General features: G+C 64.4%; 21 protein-coding genes. 7 read left to right on the top strand and 14 right to left on the bottom strand.

The window, feature by feature from the left end:
* From VMW12_08430 to rpmA, 7 genes are all read right to left on the bottom strand, one after another.
* Positions 1-1,337, bottom strand: a 1,337-nt coding sequence (locus VMW12_08430) for a penicillin-binding transpeptidase domain-containing protein (GenBank protein HUZ49749.1), incomplete at its 3' end; no start/stop codon positions are given.
* Complete coding sequence (mreD, locus tag VMW12_08425) at positions 1,334-1,855, bottom strand: rod shape-determining protein MreD (protein HUZ49748.1); 522 nt, start codon at positions 1,853-1,855, stop codon at positions 1,334-1,336. The genes VMW12_08430 and mreD, both read right to left, overlap by 4 nt.
* Complete coding sequence (gene mreC, locus VMW12_08420; GenBank protein HUZ49747.1) at positions 1,842-2,705, bottom strand: rod shape-determining protein MreC; 864 nt, start codon at positions 2,703-2,705, stop codon at positions 1,842-1,844. The genes mreD and mreC overlap by 14 nt, the downstream gene beginning before the upstream one ends.
* On the bottom strand, positions 2,668-3,306 hold the full coding sequence (locus VMW12_08415; GenBank protein ID HUZ49746.1) for a Maf family protein: 639 nt from the start codon (positions 3,304-3,306) through the stop codon (positions 2,668-2,670). Before VMW12_08415 ends, mreC begins: the two co-directional genes overlap by 38 nt.
* Complete coding sequence (gene nadD / locus VMW12_08410; protein ID HUZ49745.1) at positions 3,299-3,913, bottom strand: nicotinate-nucleotide adenylyltransferase; 615 nt, start codon at positions 3,911-3,913, stop codon at positions 3,299-3,301. The genes VMW12_08415 and nadD overlap by 8 nt, the downstream gene beginning before the upstream one ends.
* Complete coding sequence (gene obgE / locus VMW12_08405) at positions 3,910-5,175, bottom strand: GTPase ObgE (protein ID HUZ49744.1); 1,266 nt, start codon at positions 5,173-5,175, stop codon at positions 3,910-3,912. The genes nadD and obgE overlap by 4 nt, the downstream gene beginning before the upstream one ends.
* A gap of 75 nt (positions 5,176-5,250) precedes the next feature.
* Positions 5,251-5,532: a 50S ribosomal protein L27 gene (gene rpmA / locus VMW12_08400; GenBank protein ID HUZ49743.1), complete on the bottom strand. Its 282-nt coding sequence runs from the start codon at positions 5,530-5,532 to the stop codon at positions 5,251-5,253.
* A 146-nt stretch (positions 5,533-5,678) separates the two neighbouring features.
* Here rpmA and VMW12_08395 point away from each other — a divergent pair, with 146 nt between their 5' ends.
* Positions 5,679-6,107, top strand: coding sequence for a hypothetical protein (locus tag VMW12_08395; protein ID HUZ49742.1), 429 nt, complete (start codon positions 5,679-5,681; stop codon positions 6,105-6,107).
* Here VMW12_08395 and VMW12_08390 read toward each other — a convergent pair.
* From VMW12_08390 to VMW12_08375, 4 genes are read right to left on the bottom strand one after another with little or no spacing between them, the layout of a single operon-like run.
* Complete coding sequence (locus VMW12_08390) at positions 6,096-6,656, bottom strand: DUF6036 family nucleotidyltransferase (protein ID HUZ49741.1); 561 nt, start codon at positions 6,654-6,656, stop codon at positions 6,096-6,098. The two genes, VMW12_08395 and VMW12_08390, sit on opposite strands and share 12 nt — an antisense overlap.
* Positions 6,653-7,189: a helix-turn-helix transcriptional regulator gene (locus tag VMW12_08385; protein ID HUZ49740.1), complete on the bottom strand. Its 537-nt coding sequence runs from the start codon at positions 7,187-7,189 to the stop codon at positions 6,653-6,655. Before VMW12_08385 ends, VMW12_08390 begins: the two co-directional genes overlap by 4 nt.
* 34 nt (positions 7,190-7,223) lie before the next feature.
* Complete coding sequence (locus VMW12_08380; GenBank protein ID HUZ49739.1) at positions 7,224-7,646, bottom strand: hypothetical protein; 423 nt, start codon at positions 7,644-7,646, stop codon at positions 7,224-7,226.
* 26 nt (positions 7,647-7,672) lie between these two features.
* Complete coding sequence (locus VMW12_08375) at positions 7,673-8,200, bottom strand: hypothetical protein (protein HUZ49738.1); 528 nt, start codon at positions 8,198-8,200, stop codon at positions 7,673-7,675.
* A gap of 177 nt (positions 8,201-8,377) precedes the next feature.
* On the opposite strand from VMW12_08375, the gene fabF reads away from it, so the two are divergent.
* The 6 genes from fabF to VMW12_08345 are packed head-to-tail and all read left to right on the top strand — an operon-like array spanning position 8,378 to position 16,849.
* Entirely contained in the window at positions 8,378-9,607 is a 1,230-nt protein-coding gene (fabF, locus tag VMW12_08370; GenBank protein ID HUZ49737.1) for a beta-ketoacyl-ACP synthase II, read from the top strand.
* A 6-nt stretch (positions 9,608-9,613) separates the two neighbouring features.
* Positions 9,614-10,324, top strand: a complete 711-nt coding sequence (rnc, locus tag VMW12_08365; protein HUZ49736.1) for a ribonuclease III — start codon at positions 9,614-9,616, stop codon at positions 10,322-10,324.
* Positions 10,321-13,887: a chromosome segregation protein SMC gene (gene smc / locus VMW12_08360; GenBank protein ID HUZ49735.1), complete on the top strand. Its 3,567-nt coding sequence runs from the start codon at positions 10,321-10,323 to the stop codon at positions 13,885-13,887. The genes rnc and smc overlap by 4 nt, the downstream gene beginning before the upstream one ends.
* Positions 13,880-15,454 (top strand): bifunctional phosphoribosylaminoimidazolecarboxamide formyltransferase/IMP cyclohydrolase, encoded by a 1,575-nt coding sequence (gene purH / locus VMW12_08355; GenBank protein HUZ49734.1) that lies wholly within the window; start codon positions 13,880-13,882, stop codon positions 15,452-15,454. Before smc ends, purH begins: the two co-directional genes overlap by 8 nt.
* A 25-nt stretch (positions 15,455-15,479) precedes the next feature.
* A complete protein-coding gene (locus VMW12_08350; protein HUZ49733.1) occupies positions 15,480-16,448 on the top strand; it encodes a nitronate monooxygenase in 969 nt (322 codons plus the stop codon).
* Between the two features lie 11 nt (positions 16,449-16,459).
* Positions 16,460-16,849 carry a VOC family protein gene (locus VMW12_08345; protein HUZ49732.1) on the top strand — a complete coding sequence of 130 codons (390 nt, stop codon included), beginning with the start codon at positions 16,460-16,462 and terminating at the stop codon, positions 16,847-16,849.
* A 10-nt stretch (positions 16,850-16,859) separates the two neighbouring features.
* On the opposite strand, the gene VMW12_08340 is transcribed toward VMW12_08345, so the two are convergent.
* From VMW12_08340 to VMW12_08330, 3 genes are read right to left on the bottom strand one after another with little or no spacing between them, the layout of a single operon-like run.
* Positions 16,860-17,213, bottom strand: coding sequence for a helix-turn-helix domain-containing protein (locus tag VMW12_08340; protein ID HUZ49731.1), 354 nt, complete (start codon positions 17,211-17,213; stop codon positions 16,860-16,862).
* A complete protein-coding gene (locus VMW12_08335; GenBank protein ID HUZ49730.1) occupies positions 17,176-17,487 on the bottom strand; it encodes a BrnT family toxin in 312 nt (103 codons plus the stop codon). The genes VMW12_08340 and VMW12_08335 overlap by 38 nt, the downstream gene beginning before the upstream one ends.
* Before the next feature lie 52 nt (positions 17,488-17,539).
* Positions 17,540-18,676 (bottom strand): hypothetical protein, encoded by a 1,137-nt coding sequence (locus VMW12_08330; protein HUZ49729.1) that lies wholly within the window; start codon positions 18,674-18,676, stop codon positions 17,540-17,542.
* Positions 18,677-18,728: the final 52 nt, after the last annotated feature.

Raw genomic sequence — 18,728 nt, 5'->3', positions numbered from 1 at the left:
GCATTGGTCGGCCAGTTACCCGCGCTTTCGCCGGGTAAATCGATGCCGCTCCTGTGGGCGAGCCCGAACGCTAACGCCCATTTGCGCAACCGTTTGTTTCCTAGCCCGTATGCGAGCCGATAGAAATAGCCGTCGCTCGATGCGGCGAGTGCGGGCACGAACGTCGTGTTGCCCAAGCCGCCCGAAACGATGTCGCGCGCGATGTATCCGCCGCAATCCCACGCGCCGTTGTCGTACACCACTTGCGTCGGGCCGATCACGCCGTCGGTAATCGCGCCGGATCCCGTTACCATCTTAAACGTCGATCCGGTCGGCGTTGCGGCGGCGATCGCGCGATTGAACAGCGGCTCGCTCGGGTCGGTGAGGTAGTACTCGATGCGCTTGTAATCGTCGGCGGCGAAGTCGTTCGGATTATATTCGGGAAAGCTCGCGAGCGCGAGAATGCCGCCGGTCCACGGGTCTTCTACCACGACGGCGCCCGAGAGCGGCCGGCCGTGGCCCCAACTCTTGATGCCGTCCGCCAGCGCCTTATCGACGATCGTCTGCAAGCGCCAATCGATGTTCGTCACGAGCGTATCGCCCGGCACCGCCGGCTTGGACGGAAGCTTGATGCTCGGCACCACGTTTCCGGCCGCATCCACCACCACGCGCTGCCCGCCCGGCGTCCCGCGTAAATATCGATCGTAGGTGTACTCCAGGCCGTCTTTGCCGACGACGTCGTTCGGCGAGTAGCCTTCGTTTTTAAGGCGTTTGTATTCGCCTTCGGTAATCTGTCCCACGTAACCGAACACATGCGCGCCGATCGATCCGCGCGGATAATCGCGGATCGGCTGCACTTCTAAATCGACGCCGGGGAGATCGCTCATCAGCTCCGAGATGCGCGCCACCTTGGCGACCGGCAGATCGGTTGCCAGTACCACCGGCCCATACGGTTCGTACGTCACCACTTGGTCGAAGTTTTCGTAATTCACGCCGCGATGGTGCAGCAGGCGGTATTCGAGCTTGCTCTGGGCGATGCCGAGCGTTTGCGAGAGCGTGTGCAGCACCGCGTGGATGTCGGTCACTTCCGATGGGATCAACCCCACCACGAACGACGGGCGGCTGCGCACCATCACCTTGCCGAAGCGGTCGTAGATAATGCCGCGCGGAGCGGCAACGCGAATCAAGCGCACCTGGTTCGCCTGTGCCGCTGCGCGGTACACGGCGCCGTCGACGATTTGCACCTGCACCAGCCGAATCACGAGGGCGAGGATGACGATGCACAGCACCGCGATAAAGGCCGCGAAGCGTGCCGGGGAGCGGCGCCATCCGCTGCGTCGCCGTTCGCGTCCGATCATGCGAGGCGCGTATCGAAGCGGCGCACGATCGACATCACCAGCGCCATCAACGCGACGTTCAAGATTGCTTGAAAGACGGCTTCGTGGGCGTGCATCCAGCCTAAGCCGGACGGATAGCCTTCAAAGGCGCGCACGATCCAAAACACCAGCATGTCCAGCAGCGTCGCGATGCCGGTGATCGCGCTGACGAGCGGAATCGAATCGGCGAAGAAGCCGCGCGAAAGCATGCCGGCGATCACCGCGACCATGGTGGTTGAAATCGTCCACGCGCCGCCCGTTTGTCCGGCGACGATATCGAGCAAGAGTCCCGCGATGAGGCCGTACGCGGCCGCGCGGCGGGTATCCACGCGAATCGCGTACCACACCACCGTCACCAGCACCAAGCTCGGTTCCGCGCCGCGAAACTGCACGTAATGCATCACCGTCGTCTGCGCCACCAGGGCCACCGCGAGCCATGCCGCGGCGATCCACCAGCGTGGCCCGACAAACGGCGCGTCGTGCGCCTTACTTCGGGACAACGACAACGCGGTCGAGTGCGCCTAGCGCGACGGCGGGTTTAAGCACGGCGGTTTGGTAGAGCGTCGCATCGCCGCGTTCGATGTGCGCGATCGTGCCGATCGGTATGCCCGCATGGAACGAGCGGCCTGCGCCGGTGACGACGACGTCGCCGACTTTCAGCACGGCATCTTGCGGAATGAATTCCATCCGGACGCTCGAGACGTTGCCGCGCGCGATGCCCCACCAGCGCCCGTGCCGCACCACCGCCGGAATCCGGCTGGTGTAATCGGTAATCAACACGACGGTGCTCGAGAACGGGGTAACGGATGCGACGCGGCCGACGATGCCGTCGGTCGCCACCACGCCGTCGTCTTTGTGCACGCCGGCGTTAGAGCCTCGATCGATCGTGACGGTGCGCTCTTCGTTTTCGGGCGGAAAGCCGATGACGCGCGCTGCGATGCCGTGGTAGAGATCGACGATCGGTTGCACGCTTACTTCGCTCGCATACGCGGAGGCGAGTTCGTGCAAGCGCGCGTTCTCTTCCGTCAGCGTGCGATTCTGCGCGCGCAGCGAGGCGTTTTCTTTCGAGAGTTGCGGAAGCGAAAGCACTGCGGTTGCCGCACCGGTGACGCCGCCGGTTACGGCTGTGGTGGCAGCCTCGGCGAACGCTACCACCGACATGCCGACGGTCGCGACCGGGCTGGTGGTACCGCTCCGCTGCGCGTTAATCTGCACCAACGCGAGTAGAGCCGCGACGATGATAATGCCGATTAATGCGAAGAGTCTGCGCTCGTCCCGATACGTGAAGATGGCTGCCCCCGGAGCTGCGTCTTTATGTGACGCGGGTTTGGTTCGCGCTCGGGAACGCAAAACCCAACCGGCGCATCGTTCGAACGAAGCGGCCGAGCGGAAAGCCCATGACGGTGTAAAAATCGCCCTCGATCGACTCGACCAGCGAGGCGGCACGCCCTTGGATGCCGTAGGCGCCGGCCTTGTCCATCGGCTCGCCGCTGGCGATATACGCCGCGATCTCCTCGGCTTCGAGCCGATAGAAGCGCACGCGCGTCGTGGACGACTCCTCAACCAGGCCATCGGCTTCGGCCAAGGCGTAGCCCGGGTGAGCCGCCGGGACGGCAATCGCATAGGCGGTGTGCACGCGGTGCTCGCGCCCGGAGAGCGCCCCGAGCATGCGGGCGGCGTCCGCGGCGTCCTTAGGCTTGTTGAGCGCGACCCCGTTCAGATCGACGACCGTATCGGCCGCCACGATCACCTCGCCGGCTGCCGGCCCCGATTGCTTGGCCACGTCCAACGCTTTCGCGTGGGCATGGCGGATCGCGAGCTGGAGCGGCGTGATGCTCAGGTCGTCCGGCTCGTCGTAGCCGCTGGGGCGCACCTCAACTTCGAGCCCTAGCGAGGTGAGCAGTTCGAGCCGGCGCGGCGAGGCGCTGGCTAAAACGATCCGGCTAAGCACCGGCGCTTCCGGCGCCGTAGAGTTTCTGCGAGACGATGTACTGCCAGACGGGCTCGGGCACGAGGTAGCGCACGCTCTTGTTCTGCGAGAGCAGCGTGCGAATCAGCGTCGCCGATTCGGGCAACTCGGGGAGGTTCAGCGTCGCAATGCGCTCGCGCAAATTCTTGGGCACGGCCGCCAACACGCGTTGCAGCGCATCCGGACGCACGCCCGTGCGCGGAGCAACCACGAAGCGCTCGAGCGATTCGAGTACTTCGTCGAAGCGCTCCCACGTGCTATTCGCGAGCGAATCGGCACCGATGATGAACGTAAACTGCGCGTCCGGGTACTTCTCGCGCAGGCGCGGCAGCAAATCGGCGGTGTAGCCGGTCGCGTCTTTGCGCAGGTCCGTGTCGTCGAGTTTGAAGGCGGGGTTGCTGGCGATCGCGCCCAGCACCATCGCGCAACGATGCTCCGGCCCAACTTGCGCGGCGTTGCGATAATGTTGGTTGTTGGTTGGAACGAAGAGCACGCGATCGAGCCCTTCGAGAATGCGCGCCGATTCCGCAACGAAGAGATGCGCGTTGTGAATCGGGTCGAACGTTCCGCCGAAAATCCCTAGCTTCATGAATAGGTGAATTCGTACTCGGCGATACGAACGGTGTCCCCCTCGGCCGCGCCCATATCGCGCAGTTTTTTCTCGACACCCATTTTCGCAAGCACGTGTTCGAAATGCGCGAGGCCCTCGTCCGAATCGAAATTCGTCATTGCAGCCAAGCGCTCGACGCGGTCGCCCAACACTACGAACGTGCCGTCGCCCTCTCGCCGGATCGTAAACGCGTCTTGCGGACGCAATTCGATGAGCGCGGGCGGCGGAACGACGATCTCCGGCATCGGCGCATCTTTGATCGCCTGCCATACCGCGTAGACCAACTCGCGCACGCCTTCTTGCGTGGCCGAACTGATGCCGCGCGCGTCGGGGAAGCGCTCGCGCACTTCGCGCAAACGCTCTTGCGCGTCGGGCAGATCGAGTTTGCTCACCACCACCAGCGTCGGCTTTTCAACCAGCTTGGGGTTCCACGCCGCGAGTTCCGCATCGATCGTCGTCTTATCGAGCAGCATCTCTTCAAGCGATTTTGCGCCGTCGAGCAGATGCACGAGCATGCGCGTGCGTTCGACGTGGCGTAAAAATTGGTCGCCCAGGCCCGCGCCTTCGTGCGCGCCTTCAATCAGGCCCGGCACGTCCACCATCACGAACGATTCTTCTTCCGAAACGCGCACGACGCCGAGCTGCGGCTCGAGGGTGGTAAACGGATAATCGGCAATCTTCGGGCGCGCGGCCGACACCACCGAGAGCAGCGTCGATTTGCCCGCGTTCGGTACGCCGATCACGCCGCAGTCGGCGAGCAATTTCAGCTCCAGCCGCGCACCGTAGTGCTCGCCGGGCTCGCCCTTTTCGGCGAAGTGCGGCGCTTGGCGCACGCTGGTTGCGAAGTGCTGGTTGCCCAGGCCCCCGCGGCCGCCCTTGGCCAGCATCACGCGGTCGCCGGCTTTGGCCAGATCCACGAGAAACGTTTCGGCTTTGCCTTCGACGGTGCGGTAGACGATGGTGCCCACGGGCACGAGCACCGTCAGGTCGTCGCCGCTGCGGCCCGACTTGTTCGAGGTGCCGCCGTTCTTGCCGGATTCGGCGTTGAACGCGCGCTTGAAGCGGAACTCCACCAGGGTGGAGAGCTCGGGGCTGGCTTCGAGATAGATGCTGCCGCCGCGCCCGCCGTCGCCGCCCGCCGGGCCGCCGTTGGGCTCGTACTTTTCACGACGCCACGCGACGACGCCGTCTCCGCCGTTGCCGGCAGCGACCGTGATGGTGGCTTCGTCGATGAATTGCACGTTATCGTCTATCGTTCGTTAGAAAAACAAAGAGGGCCGACTACGGCCCTCTTTTAAAGGGTGGTGGGGAGGAGCTTAGGCTGCGACGGGCCGCACGTTGATGTGCTGGCGATTGCGGCGCATCGAAAACTCGACGGTTCCCTCGGCCAGCGCAAACAGCGTGTGGTCGCGCCCGATGCCGACGTTTTCGCCGGGATAGAACTTGGTGCCACGCTGGCGGACGAGGATATTGCCCGCGATGACGCGCTCGCCGCCGAAGCGTTTGACGCCAAGGCGCTGCGCATTGGAATCGCGGCCGTTACGGGTGGAGCCGGCGCCTTTTTTGGAGGCGAACAGCTGAAGATCGAACAGGAACATAGCCGGGAGAGTATAGCGCACCCCACGGCCCGCCGTCAAACGACTTTGGGAGGCCGGGCCGCTCGCCAAGCTGCCTGCCGCTCGTAATGTGGGTTCCGTATGCGGCCGGGGTACATCTATGGTAGCCAGCTTGAAAGGGGTCTCCTATGTACCTGTTCCGCCCGATCGCCGTCGCGCTGCTTCTGCTCGCACAGACCGCCGTGGCTTCCGCCGCAACGACTTGCTCCGGGCCCGATCCGGCCATCGTTTCCGTCGCAGTCCAGAGCGTGGTCCGCGACGGCGGCCTCCATCGCTATCATCTCGCCGGCACGGTCACCAATGCCGGGGGCACGGCACAAGCCGGGAATACGCTGCAGTTCGTCGACATTTTCGAAAACGGCATCAAGCTCGACGAGCGAGGCGTTCCGGCGCTCAAGGCGGGCCAGTCGTACTCCTTCACCTACACGTCGTCGCGATCGCGCCAAGCCGGTAAAGGAACGACGGAGCTTACGTTCCAGCTCGACGTGCGCCACCCGTCCCCCACAAAAACGCAAGATTGCAACCGCGCCAACGACCGCTACACGCTACGCTTCTAGCCTAAAGCATCGTCCAATGGCCGCGAATGCCCATCCGCGAAGCGGCTCCTTCTCCTCCGGTAGCGGAACGCTTAGGAGCCGCTCGCGTAAAACGAAGGGGTCGATCCGTCCGAGCTTCGTTACGCCGCGCAAGAACGCTTCATCTTGGGCTCGATTCGCTAGGAGTTTCGAAACCAAAAGGTCGTGCAATTCGGGATAAACTGCGGTGACGCTGCGCGAATCATCGATCTGGAGCGCCCGTTCGATGCTACGCGATTCCCACCCGGGCGGAAGTTTTGGTACGCGGTCGCGCACCATGTCGACGTAGATACCATGCTCCACATCGAATTCTGAATCCGCGCCGAGCCGTTCGTGCGCATAGTAGAACCAGCGCTCGTATTCTTCAAAAGGTAGCGGCACGATGTCGACTTCTCGCGACGCTTCGACGACAGCGATGGGCGGATCCGGGTGCGTTCCGTGCAGCGCTTGCGAACCAACGATCAGTACGCGATGTGCGTTTAGGAGCGCGGCGAATGCAACGATCAGGCGATCGGCGTCTTGCGATTTCACTCGGTCGTTGACGGTGGCTCGGGCCGATAAAATGAATCGCGCTCCTGCTGCGAGACAAACGGGCGAAGCGTTGCGACCGATCGCATGTAGCGGCCGAACTCCGTTGCGTCGGTCATGGTGGCTTCGATCGCGCTTGGCCCTTCGGCGATAATCTCAAGCCATCTGCGAAAATAGGAATAATCGCCGAGGCGTTCGCGAGCGAGCTCTAGCCATACGCGAAATTGCGCGATGCGTTGCGCCGTGAGGCGCTTTGCAGCGAGCCGGCCGATCAAATATTGACGGTTCGCGATCTCGTCCTCACCGTACGGCTCCGAAACCATCGGCGGGGTGTGTGCCGCCTCGAGCGTGAGGCGCAGCCCGACCGCGCTCGCGACCCGCCGAAAACCAGCGAGTTCCACGTTCGTATCGTTTCGCTCCAGCCGAGAAATGTAGGGCTGGGTGACGCCGGCGGAAGTCGCGACGTCCTGCTGCGAGAGGCCTCGCGCGCGCCGTTCCGCTCGGAGACGATCGCCCAATGGATCCACGCCACTCATGCCCATGATTATACTCCAGGAGATATAATTTGCGCTACGGTGCTGGAGCCGGGCTGCCGAAGCCGGGCCAGGCGCGGATCGGGGGCGCCGGCGGTGGGACGGCCGGGCGAACGGGGTTGGCTAGCGGCCGGACCGGGCGCGGAATGGGTGGCCCGGGGATGCGCCTACGCCGCGGTGCGGGCGTGAACCGGCCGGGGCGCGGCCATGGGCGGCAGCGGTTCCAGCCCTGCGTGCGAGGGCACCGGCAGTCGACGTAATGGCCGTTGCGTAAGCACGGCTGCCCGTAGTAGGGCGGATAGATGTATTCGACGTTCACGCCCGAGGCGTTGGGCCCGGGCGTCGCGACGCCCGGGTTTGGGCCGGTCGACGCGTGGTAGAAGGTCTGGTCGGCGCTCGCCGGCCCGGCGGCGGCTGCCGCCAGGGCTAGGAGCATCAGTCCGAGGGCGAATCGCTTCACGCCGCTATCATACCGCAGCCGGGCGTTTAGCGAATCGCGTTGGCGTGGAAGTAGTGGTTGTTGTCCCAGTAGCCGTACGCCGTGATCGAGCGGGTCGGGTAGAGCGAGCCGTTCACGTTATTGCGCTGAATGGCCGCGGTCGCATCGAAGCTGATCGTCGTGAGGCCTTGCAGGATGCTGACGGTGTCGCCGCTCACGCCGGTGATGATGCCGTGCAACTGCGCGTTTTGGTTGTTGCCGTAGTAGCCGTTTTGGTTATTGTTGTAGCCGTTGTGCTTGCACCAGCCGCGCTCTTTGCCGGCCGGATTGACGCAATTGTGGGCGTTTTGGTTGCCGTTCTCTTGCTCGCCTCGGCCGTTGTTGTCGTCGCCGCCGTTGTTGTTCTGGTTCCCGTACTGGCCGTACTGGTACGGATTGTTCTGCTGCTGCTGTTGCTGCTGGTTGCCATGGTCATCGCCATGCCCGTGGCCGTCCGCCAGGGCCGTCGCCGCCGTCCCGGCCATCAATAGTCCGCCTGCCAGGATCAGGCCCAGGGTCGATTTCATCACGTTCATGGTGTTTTGTCCTCCAGATTCTATGTGTCTACCCAGGTCAACGAATGGCTATTGCCCCGGCGTTCGCAGGCGGTGGCTCGCTCGGCCGCCCCAAACGGGGTGCTTTTGGGCACGCCGGGAGCAGGTCGGAATGCGGACTCGCCGTAATTTGGTGGGGTTTTGGACAAGAGAAGAGTCGTGGTAACCGGTCTTGGAGCCGTCACGCCACTAGGAAATACCGTTCCGGAGTTCTGGCGCCGTTTGATCGCCGGCGAGTCGGGTGTTGGGCCGATCACGGCCTTCGATGCGACCGATTTCAATACGCGCATCGCCGCCGAGATCAAGGATTTCAACGCCGAGGAGCTGATCGGCCGCAAGGAGGCGCGGCGCATGGACCGCTTCTCGCAGTACGCGTTCGTCGCGGCTGCCGAGGCGATCGCCGACGCGGCCTTCCCCGACGACGACGAGTTCCGCAAGCGGGTCGGCGGCATCATCGGCACGGGCATCGGCGGCATCCTCACGTTCTGGCACAATTCGGAGATTGCGGCTAAGAACGGCACGTGGTCCAAGGTGACGCCGTTCTTCATTCCCATGCTGATGGCCAATGCGGCGCCGGCGCACATTTCGATGAAGTACCACTTCCAAGGGCCGTTCTTTTCGGCAGCGAGCGCGTGTGCGAGCGCGAACGACGCGATCGCCACGGCGTACAACTTGGTCGCCAACGGCGACGCGATCGCGATGGTGACCGGCGGCAGCGAGGCGACCATCTCGCCGCTCGCGGTCGGCGGCTTCTGCTCGATGCGCGCGATGTCGACGCGGAACGACGACCCCACCAGGGCGAGCCGCCCCTTCGATAAGGATCGCGACGGTTTCGTACTCGGCGAAGGCGCGGGCATTCTGATTCTTGAGGAATACGAAAGCGCCAAGGCACGCGGCGCGAAGATTTATGCCGAAGTGCTCGGGTACGGCCAATCCGCCGACGCGTACGATCTGGTTGCGGTCGATCCCGACGGCCACGGCGTGGCGCTCGCATTTGAGCGCGCGTTCGCGAGTGCCGGGATTACGCCGGAGCAAGTGGATTACATCAACGCCCACGGCACCTCGACGCCGACCGGCGACCCGGCCGAATCGAAGGCGATCGAAAAGGCCTTCGGCGAACACGCGCGCGCCATGGGTGTGAGCTCGACCAAATCGATGCACGGGCACGCTTTGGGCGCCGCGGGCGGTATCGAAGGCGTTGCGACGGTACTCGCGGTGCAGAACGACCTGATGCCGCCGACGATCAACTACGAAAATCCCGACCCGGAGTGCACGCTCGATTACGTGCCGAATATCGCGCGCCGCGGAAAAGTCGATATCGCGTTCTCCAATTCGTTTGGATTCGGCGGGCACAACAGCGTGATCGTGTTCGCGAAACCGCGACCATAGCGCGACGTGAGCGGCGAAGCGCACAGGCGGCGCCTACGCGTACTGCTGCGGCTCGCGGGTGTGAAAAGCGCCGGAGATCTCGGCCTCATCGAGCAATCCTTCGTGCACGAAAGCGCTTCTAAAGAAACCAAAGCGCCCTCCAACGAGCGGATGGAGTTTTTGGGCGACTCGGTGCTCGGCTTCGTCACGGCCGGTTGGCTGTACGAACGCTTCGGCGAGGAGTCCGAAGGGCACCTCACGGTGCGAAAGGCGGCGATCGTCAACGACGGGCAGCTCGCGCGCACGGCGCGGCGCATCGGCTTCGGCGATATGGTGCAGCTCGGGGTCGGCATGCGCAATGCCGGCGGCAGCGATAACACCTCGATCCTGGCGGATGCCTTCGAGGCCTTCGTCGCTGCCCTCTACCTTCGGTACGGCCTCGAGAAAGCGCGCCGCTTCGTCGTGGAGCAGCACATCCTCCAGCTCGATCATGCCCCGGACGCGCTGCTCGACCCCAAGACGCGGCTTCAACATTACGCGCAGGAGCATCTGGGCGCTACGCCCGTCTATCGCGAAGAACAGCGGGGGACCCCGCAGGCCCCCTCGTTCTTCTCCCAGGTGAGCGTGGGGGAGCGCTTGTTGGGAACTGGGGCCGGTCTCTCGAAGAAGCTAGCCCAGCAAGCCGCAGCGGAATCGGCTCTTTCATCGCTCTCGAAATCCAAGGACGTAACCACGTGAAACTCAAGAAGATCAAAGCCTTCGGCTTTAAAACGTTTGCCGAACCGACCACGCTCGAATTCTCGGGCGGCATTACGGCGATCGTCGGGCCGAACGGTTCCGGAAAATCGAACCTCGTGGATGCGTTTCGCTGGGTACTCGGCGAGACGTCGAGCAAGTCGCTGCGCTCGGGTAAATTGGAAGACGTCATCTTCGCGGGCAACGATAAGCGTAAGCCGCTGGGCCTGGCCGAAGTGTCGATGACCTTCGATAACTCCGACGGCAAGCTACCCACCGAATATAGTGAAGTCGAGATCACGCGCCGCGCCTACCGCGCGGGCGACAGCGAGTATTTCATCAACCGCAATCAGGTACGTTTGCGCGATATCGTCGAGTTGTTGATGGGTACGGGCCTCGGCCCGGGCTCGTATTCGATCGTCTCGCAGGGCCAGATCGATTCGATCTTGGTCAGCAAGCCGAGCGAACGCCGCGCGCTGTTCGAAGAGACCGCGGGCATCAATAAGTTTCTCGCCCGCAAGAACGAATCGCTGCGCCGCCTTGAGCAGACCGAACAGAACGCGATCCGCATCAACGATTTGGTCTCGGAAATCGAGCGCCGCATCCCCGAACTCGAAACGCAGGTCCGCCGCGCCAAGCGTTATCGCAAGGTCAGCGCGCGCACGCGCGATCTGGAGATCCTCGCCTACATTCGCGCCAGCGCATCGCGGCGCGAAGAGCGCGAGATGCTCCGCGTCGAGATCGAGAAAAACGACGACGTGCGCGGCGCGGCTTCGGCAAAATCGGCATCGCTCGGAGCGAACCTCGCGGAACTGCGCACGCGCACGTATCAAGCCGAATTGCAGCTCGAAGAGCTGCGTTCGCAGGCCCAATCGCGGCGTGCCGAGCTAGCGCGCACCGAAGCCGATTACGCGGCCGCGTTGGCGCGGCGCGAAGCGCTCGAAGCGCAATCGACGCAGACCTCACAAGACGTCGAACGCGTTCAACAGGAACGCGAAGAACTCGGGACGACGATCGCCGCGCTGGAAGCCCGGCTCGAACCGCTGGCCGGCGAAGTCGAGGCCGCGCGCGAGCGCGAACTCGCCGCGCAGACCGCGCTCGCCCACGCGCGCGCGCAGCTGGACTCCATCTTCACGCGTCTGCGCGAAGTCGAAGCCGCCGCATCGACGTTTGCCGCCAAGAAAGCCGAGCGTCGCGTGCAGAGCGAGAACCTGCGCGCCGAGGCGGAGCGGCTCGAAGGCGAGGCGCACACCGCGCGCGAGCGCAGCGCCCATCTGGAGATCGCGGCGGGAGCCGCCGCGCATAAATACGCCGAACGCGAAGCGCAGCTCGGCGCATTCGAAGCGCACCTGATCGAGGCGCGCTCGCGCATGGAGTCGGCCGAAGGCGGCGTCGCGCAATCGCAGGCGGAGCTCGGGCACGCGCTCGCGTTGCATCGCGAACAGATCGGCGATGTAAAGGCGGCCGAATCGCGCCTGCATACGATCGAGGAACTGGAAAACTCGCTCGAGGGCCACGTGCCGGGAACGCGCGCCGTGGTCGAAGCCTGGCAGCGAGGCGACCTGCGCGGCATCGAGGGAATCGTCTCCAACCTCATCACCACCGACGAGCGCTACGCTCGCGCGATGGACGTTGCGTTCGGCGCGCGTCTCTCCAACATCATCACCACCACCTCCGAAGACGCGGAACGCTCGATCGAATATCTCAATCGCAGCGAACAGGGGCGCGCGACGTTCTTGCCGCTCGATACGCTGGCCAATCGCGAAGCCAAACAGCTGACGGCCGATCTCGAACGGACTCCGGGCGTAATCGGTTACGCGCACGCGCTCGTACGCACGTCGGCGCAGTACGAAGGCGTCGTCCGCTTCCTGGTCGGCAACGTGCTGATCGTCGATACGCTGCAGACCGGCATCGCGCTGGTCCGCGGGCGCGGCTTCCGCGATACGATCGTCACGCTCTCGGGCGAGCAGATCGCCGGCGGCGGTGCCATTACCGGCGGCCGCTTCAAACGCGAAAAATCGATTCTCGCGCGGCGCGTGCAGGCCGAGGGGCTGCGCGTACAGTTGGTCGAGATGCGTCGCAAGCTCGAAGAGTTCGAACAGCGCGCCCAAACCGCGAGCCAAGCCGCCGAACTCGCCGTCGGCGAACGCGATGCCGCTCGCGACGCGCTTGCCAAGCAAGAGCTGCAGCTCGCCGAAGTGCGGGCGGAGATGCTCTCGCTCGCGAGCGACGTCGAGCGCATGCACGCCGACGTCGAGACCGCGCGCAAGGTCGTCGCCGAACTGGTTGAAAAAATGGAACGCTCGCTCGAACGCGAGCGCACCTATGAGGGCGACGAGCCCGAAGCGCTCGCGAGCGACGAAGATCGCCATCGTCTCGAAGCCGAACTTGCACGAGCGCGCGAAGAGATCGCGCAGGCCGAGGCCGCTCAAGCCGATGCCAGCCGCCTTGCGAGCGATCTGCGCGAGCGTTCGGCCGCGCTGACGGCGGAACGCGACGCGTCGAAAGCGCGCCTGGGGATGCTCGACCAAAATAGCGAGCGCGCCCACGTCGCTCGCGAACAGATGCTCGCCGAAATCGCGTCGCTCTTCGAGCAAACGCGTAGCGCCCACGCGCACGTCGAAGGCTTGCAGTCCGGCGTTCGCGAGCTGGACGGCAAGCTCGAAATAGCCCGGCGCGAGCGCGAGGAGATGAGCAATCGCCAACTCCAGCTCGAAGCCGACGTGCGGACGGCACAAAACGAAGAGCGCGAAGCCGCCGCGGGCGGCGAACACTTCCGCACGCGACTGGCCGAAATCGAGGCCGAGTTGGGCATGCTGGTTTCGCAATTCGCGCAGAATCCGGCGACCGACGACGAGTGCAAGGATGTCGAGGAGCGCTACAAAGATGAAGCCGACGCGGTTGTGGATGAATTGCCGCGCCTGCGCGAAGAACTCGCGCGCCTCTCCGCCAACGTCAATCTCAACGCGGAGGCCGAGCGCGACGAGTTGGCCGAGCGCGACACCTTCCTGCGCACGCAGATGGAGGACCTAGCGCGCGCTCGCGAGACGCTGCTTGAATCGATCAAAGAAATCGAGCAGCAATCGCAAGTACAGTTCAACGAAACGTTCGAAAAAGTCTCGGCGGCCTTCACCGAAAAATACGCGCAGCTCTTCCCCGGCGGCCAGGCCAAGATGTGGCAAACCAACCCGGAGAATCTCTCGGAGACGGGCATCGAAATTTCGGTGCAACCCCCGGGCAAGAAGTTGATGCCGCTCGCCGCGCTCTCCGGCGGCGAACGTGCCATGACCGCCGCGGCGCTCATCTTCGCGCTCATCGCGGTGAAGCCGTCGCCGTTCTATCTGCTCGACGAAGTTGATGCGGCGCTCGACGATATGAACGTGGAACGCTTCTCCGATGCGGTACGCGGCATGGCTGCCGACGCGCAAATGATTCTCGTGACGCACAACAAGAAAACGATGGAGCTTGCCGACCGGATGTACGGCGTAACGATGGGCGAAGCGGGCGTGAGCGCGCTGGTTTCGGCCGAACTCACCGAGCGCGAGCCGGAGCTGGCACTTGCCTGACACGACAAAACCCGCGGCGCTGTTCTCGCTCTCCGATAAGACCGGTGCGCCCGAACTCGCCCGCGCGCTGCACGAACGCGGCACCATCATCTATGCGACCGGCGGCACCAAGGCGTTGCTCGAACAACACGGCATTCCCGCGCACGACGTGGGCGATATGACCGGTTTCCCCGCGCTTTTCGACGGTCGCGTAAAAACGCTGCACCCCAAGGTGTTCGGCGCGATCCTGTACGATCGCGATAATGCCGAGCACCGCGCGCAAGCCGAAAAATACGCGATCGCGCCGATCACTACGGTCGTCGTCAATCTCTACCCGTTCGAAGCGACGGTCGCGCGCGAGGGCACGACGCTCGGCGAGGCGATCGAGCAGATCGATATCGGGGGCGTTTCGCTGCTGCGCGCATCGGCGAAAAACTTCGCGCACGTGTGCGTGCTCACGCATTCGTCCCAATACGCCGAGTTTCTAACGGCCCTGGACGCAGGTGAAGTGCCGCTCGCACTGCGGCGTAAGTACGCCGTGGCGGCATTCGAACGCACCGCCGAATACGACGTCGCGATCTCGCATTATCTCGGGAGCGAAGGGACGCTGCTGCCGGGCGACCTCCCCGGAGCCCTGACGCTTACGCTACCGCTCTCGCAGCGGTTGCGGTACGGAACGAACCCGCAAAATCGCGCGGCGTTCTATCTCGATCGCCCGTCGCGCCTGCCCGAGCAATTGCACGGCAAGGCGCTCTCCTATAACAACTTGCTCGATCTCGACGCGACGCTGCGCCTGCTCTCCCGCGCAGCGCTGGGAGCGGAGTTCGATAGCGAACGCGAGCGCTTCGTGCGCGCCGCGGTGGTGAAACATACGGTACCGTGCGGTGTCGCGCAGCGTTCCAGCGTGGCGAAGGCCGTGCACGATGCCCTCGAGGCGGACCCGGTCTCGGCGTTCGGCGGCATCGTCGCGACCGACGCGCCGATCGACGCCGCAGCCGCGCAATCGCTTTCAAAATTCTTCCTGGAGATCGTGGCAGCGCCCGAATTTAGCGCCGAAGCGCTTGAGATACTACGCAAGAAGAAAAACCTGCGCGTGATGCGTTTCGCGCCGGGCTTACCCGACGAATTAGCTCGGGAGCTTCGCGTGCGTAGCGCGCTCGGCGGTATCTTGGCGGAAGACGACAATCCGGAAGCGCCGACCGAAACGTGGCGCGTGGTCTCCAAGCGTCAGCCGACGCCGCAGGAGTGGCACGATCTCGCCTTCGCGTGGGACGTCGTGCGCCATGTCAAATCGAACGGCATCGTTATCGTCAACGGCGGCACGACGCGCGGCATCTGCGCCGGCCAAACCAATCGCGTCAGCGCGGTAAAAATCGCGGGCCATCGCGCGGGCGAGGGTGCGCGCGGCGCCGCCTGCGCGAGTGACGGATTCTTCCCGTTCGCCGACGGCCTCGAAGCCGCGGCCGAGGCGGGGTGCTCGGCGATTATTGCGCCCGGCGGATCCGTGCGCGACGAAGAGGTTATCGCCGCCGCCGACCGCCTCGGCGTAGCGCTCGTCTTTTCATCCTACCGGTACTTCTTGCACTAATATGTAGGTACCGAGGGGGTCGCTCATGCCCATTGCCACCGAGATTTGCCGGCTGCTCGAGATTGAGGTTCCGATCTTGAACGGCGCGATGACGCCGCAGGCCGGCGGCGCCCTCGCGCGAGCGGTGGGCGATGCGGGCGGGTTCGGGATGCTCGGCTTTGCGGAGGGCGAGAGCACCGCGAGCATTCGGGAGCAGGTGGGTATCGTCGCGGCCGGCGGCAACGGCCGATTCGGCGTCGGCTTGGTGGAATGGATGGTGCGGCGCCGCCCCGAGTTGTTCGAGCTCGCGATCGAAGCGCAGCCGCGTTTGGTCTGTATCTCGTTCGGCGATCCGCAGCCGTATGTTGACCGATTGCATTCGCGCGGCATTCTGGTTGCGGCGCAGGTACAGAGCCGTGCGCTCGCGCAGCGCGCGATCGATGCCGGCGTCGACGTGCTCGTCGCTCAAGGGACCGAAGCCGGAGGGCACACCGGTGCGGTCGGTACGCTGCCGCTGCTGCAGATCGTTCTCGACATGACCGATCGGCCGGTGCTCGCTGCGGGCGGGATCGTCAGCGGTCGCGGCCTTGCGGCGGTCATCGCGGCCGGGGCGGCGGGAGCCTGGATCGGCACCCCGTTTTTGATGGCGACCGAGAGCCGTACCAACCCGGCGGCTCAGGCGTTGATCGCAGCAAGCGACGAAACGCAGACGCTGCGAACCTCCGTGTACGACCGCTTGCAGCACACCGGCTGGACGCCCGAATTCTCGGGGCGCGCGTTGCGCAATCCGTTCGTCGAGCGATGGGATCAACATGAAGACGCGCTGCTGAGCGATGCGGCCGCGGTGCAAGATTTCGAGCGCGCCAAACAAGCGGGCGATTTCTCCGTCGCGCACGTCTACGCCGGCCAATCCGTCGGCCAGCTGGAAGGCGTTCGCCCTGCCGGAGAGATCGTTCGCACGATCGAGCGAGAAGCGATCGAACGCCTACGGCGGATTCCGCCGATGCTTGGGTAAAAGAGGGAAGCATGCCACGTTTTCTACACACGTCGATCTTCGTCAACGATATGGCCGAATCGATTGCGTTCTACACCGAGAAGCTCGGGCTCACGCTGCTAGACGGCCCCAACCACTATCCCGGCAACGCCGATATGGCGTTCGTCGGCAAGGATTGGAACGCGTACATCGAGCTGGTCTACGATTTGGAAGAGCACCCGCCGTACGCGATCGGCAACCGGTACGAGCACCTCGCGCTCGAAGCCGACGGCGCGTTGGAGCCGTACATCGCGCAGCTCAAAGCCAACGGCGTGAAAATCCTCAAGGACGTCTATCGTTCGCCGGGCGGAACGCGCGCGATCGCATTCATCGAAGACCCGAACGGCATCCCGGTCGAGGTGTTGGAAGCGCGCCGACGCTAAGCTAGGCCGTTTAGGCGCGATGCAGCGCGCGCTTGACGGCTTTTGCGTCGCGTGCGATGGCGTACAGAAGCACCCGCGCCGGTTCCGAAGGCTCGCGCTGGCCTTGCTCCCATTGTTGAATCGTCCGCACGGATAGCAGATACGTGGACGCAAATTCCGATTGGGAGAGCCCCAGGCGGTCACGCAGGGCGCGTACGTCGGTCTGTGGCGGTACGAAGCGCGGTGCTCCAAATTGCGCCGCTTCGCTCTGGTCGTCGCGCGCAAAACGCTCGATGGTTCGATCCGTAAAAGTTGCGATTTTCGCCCGATCGATCCGACCGGGACCTTCACGAATGTCCTTGTTGCTGCGCCTCACGGTACTCATAGAACTGCTTCCTTTCGGCGCGCGACGCAGGCCGCGCTGATATGATTCTTCTTAGATTTCCGCGTTGAGTCCAAACGACAGCGATAACGACATCGCCAACCTCGCCGATTACGAGAAAACGCATCTCGTCGTATGGACCGCGCCGGGCTTCCCGCTCCGAAAATGCGGCAAAAAAGACCCTGGCTGCGTAGTCGAAATCGAAGCCGCGCTCTCTAAGGCACCGGGCGCTTTTGCTCTGGTCCCACTCAAAGCCGGCGAACTCTAGGCCAGGCATCAACTATACTCCAATGAGGTATAGTTTGGCAATTTCGCGGCTTGCTTGCCTGTCATCGGTAGACGAACGGGTCGGTGGGTGGGGGAATGGCGCGGGACGTTAGCGGGACGAGGACGAGTTGGTCGTCGCGCCGCACGATGCGGCCTTCGGCGTGGATCCACGTTCCGGCGGCGTAGGGAAGCGGCTGCGATAGACGCACGGCGACAGGTTGGGCGTCGGCGCGGCAGCAAGTGATCGCGTAGCGAACGAGCGCGTCGTTACGAGCGTGGCGCACGAGCGTGCCCGTAAATGCTAGCCGTTCGCCGGGGAAGAGTTGCGCCATCGTGGTTTCCGTCGCGCGATACTGCGGGGCGGGCGCTGCGAGGACGCTTGCGGCCAGCACGAGCGCGGGCACGATTCTGGCGCGCGCGGAGTGCGACCGCCGATGCATCCATGCCGCGTACATCGCAACGAGCGCCGTTGCAACGAACGGCGCGGCGAATAGCGGATGGACGAGCGCGTCGCCGCGGCGCGCGGCGACGATTGCGAACGCGCAGGCCAGTAGGACGTATGCCGTGGGATCGTGGCCGCATTGCGACATGCGCTTGCGTGCGCGGAAGGCGTGCACGTCGAAGATGCCTGCGATGGCGAGATACGCCCAAGCGGCGAGCGACGACTGCACGCGCAATGCTGCGGCGAAGGCGACAGCGCCGAGCGCGCAAGGCGATGCGAAAAACCCGAGCGCAACGCCGCAGAGGAGTTGGATCGCGGGCGTGAGTTTGTTCAGCGCAATGAAGGGCGCAGCTTGAGCCACGAGTGCGGCCAGCACGGCGGCGGGCAACAATGCAAGCAACTCGTCCAGCAAACCCGACTCGTGGGCATGGCCGTGCGCCGCCGGTCGCAACGCGATACGTCGTGCGATGAATGTCGCCGCGATGAAGCGCGCCGCCGCCACGAATGGGCCGAAGAGCACCCCCGTTGCAAGCGTCGCTGGTATCGAACGCGCGGACGGGCCGCGGCCGCATCCGCATCCGGCGAACGCCACCGCGTCGCGGCGGGCGGCGATGCGCCCGAGCAGCGACCCGATGCAGAGGAACGGCGCCGCTTCCAACAGGATCGCGGCGGTCCCCGCAAGGACGCTGCGGGCGGCGCCGAGCGGGAGGACGGCGAGCGCTGCAAGGCCCGCGGTGCAGTAGAGTGCGGTGCGCATGTCCGCGAGCTATCCCACCCGCGCGAGCCGCGCCTAGTATGAGGAGGGCGAC

It is taken from the genome of Candidatus Dormiibacterota bacterium (genome assembly GCA_035532835.1).
Lineage (GTDB): Bacteria > Vulcanimicrobiota > Vulcanimicrobiia > Vulcanimicrobiales > Vulcanimicrobiaceae > DAHUXY01.
Note: the sequence above shows the minus strand (reverse complement) of the source record. Positions and strands in the feature narration are given on the sequence as shown.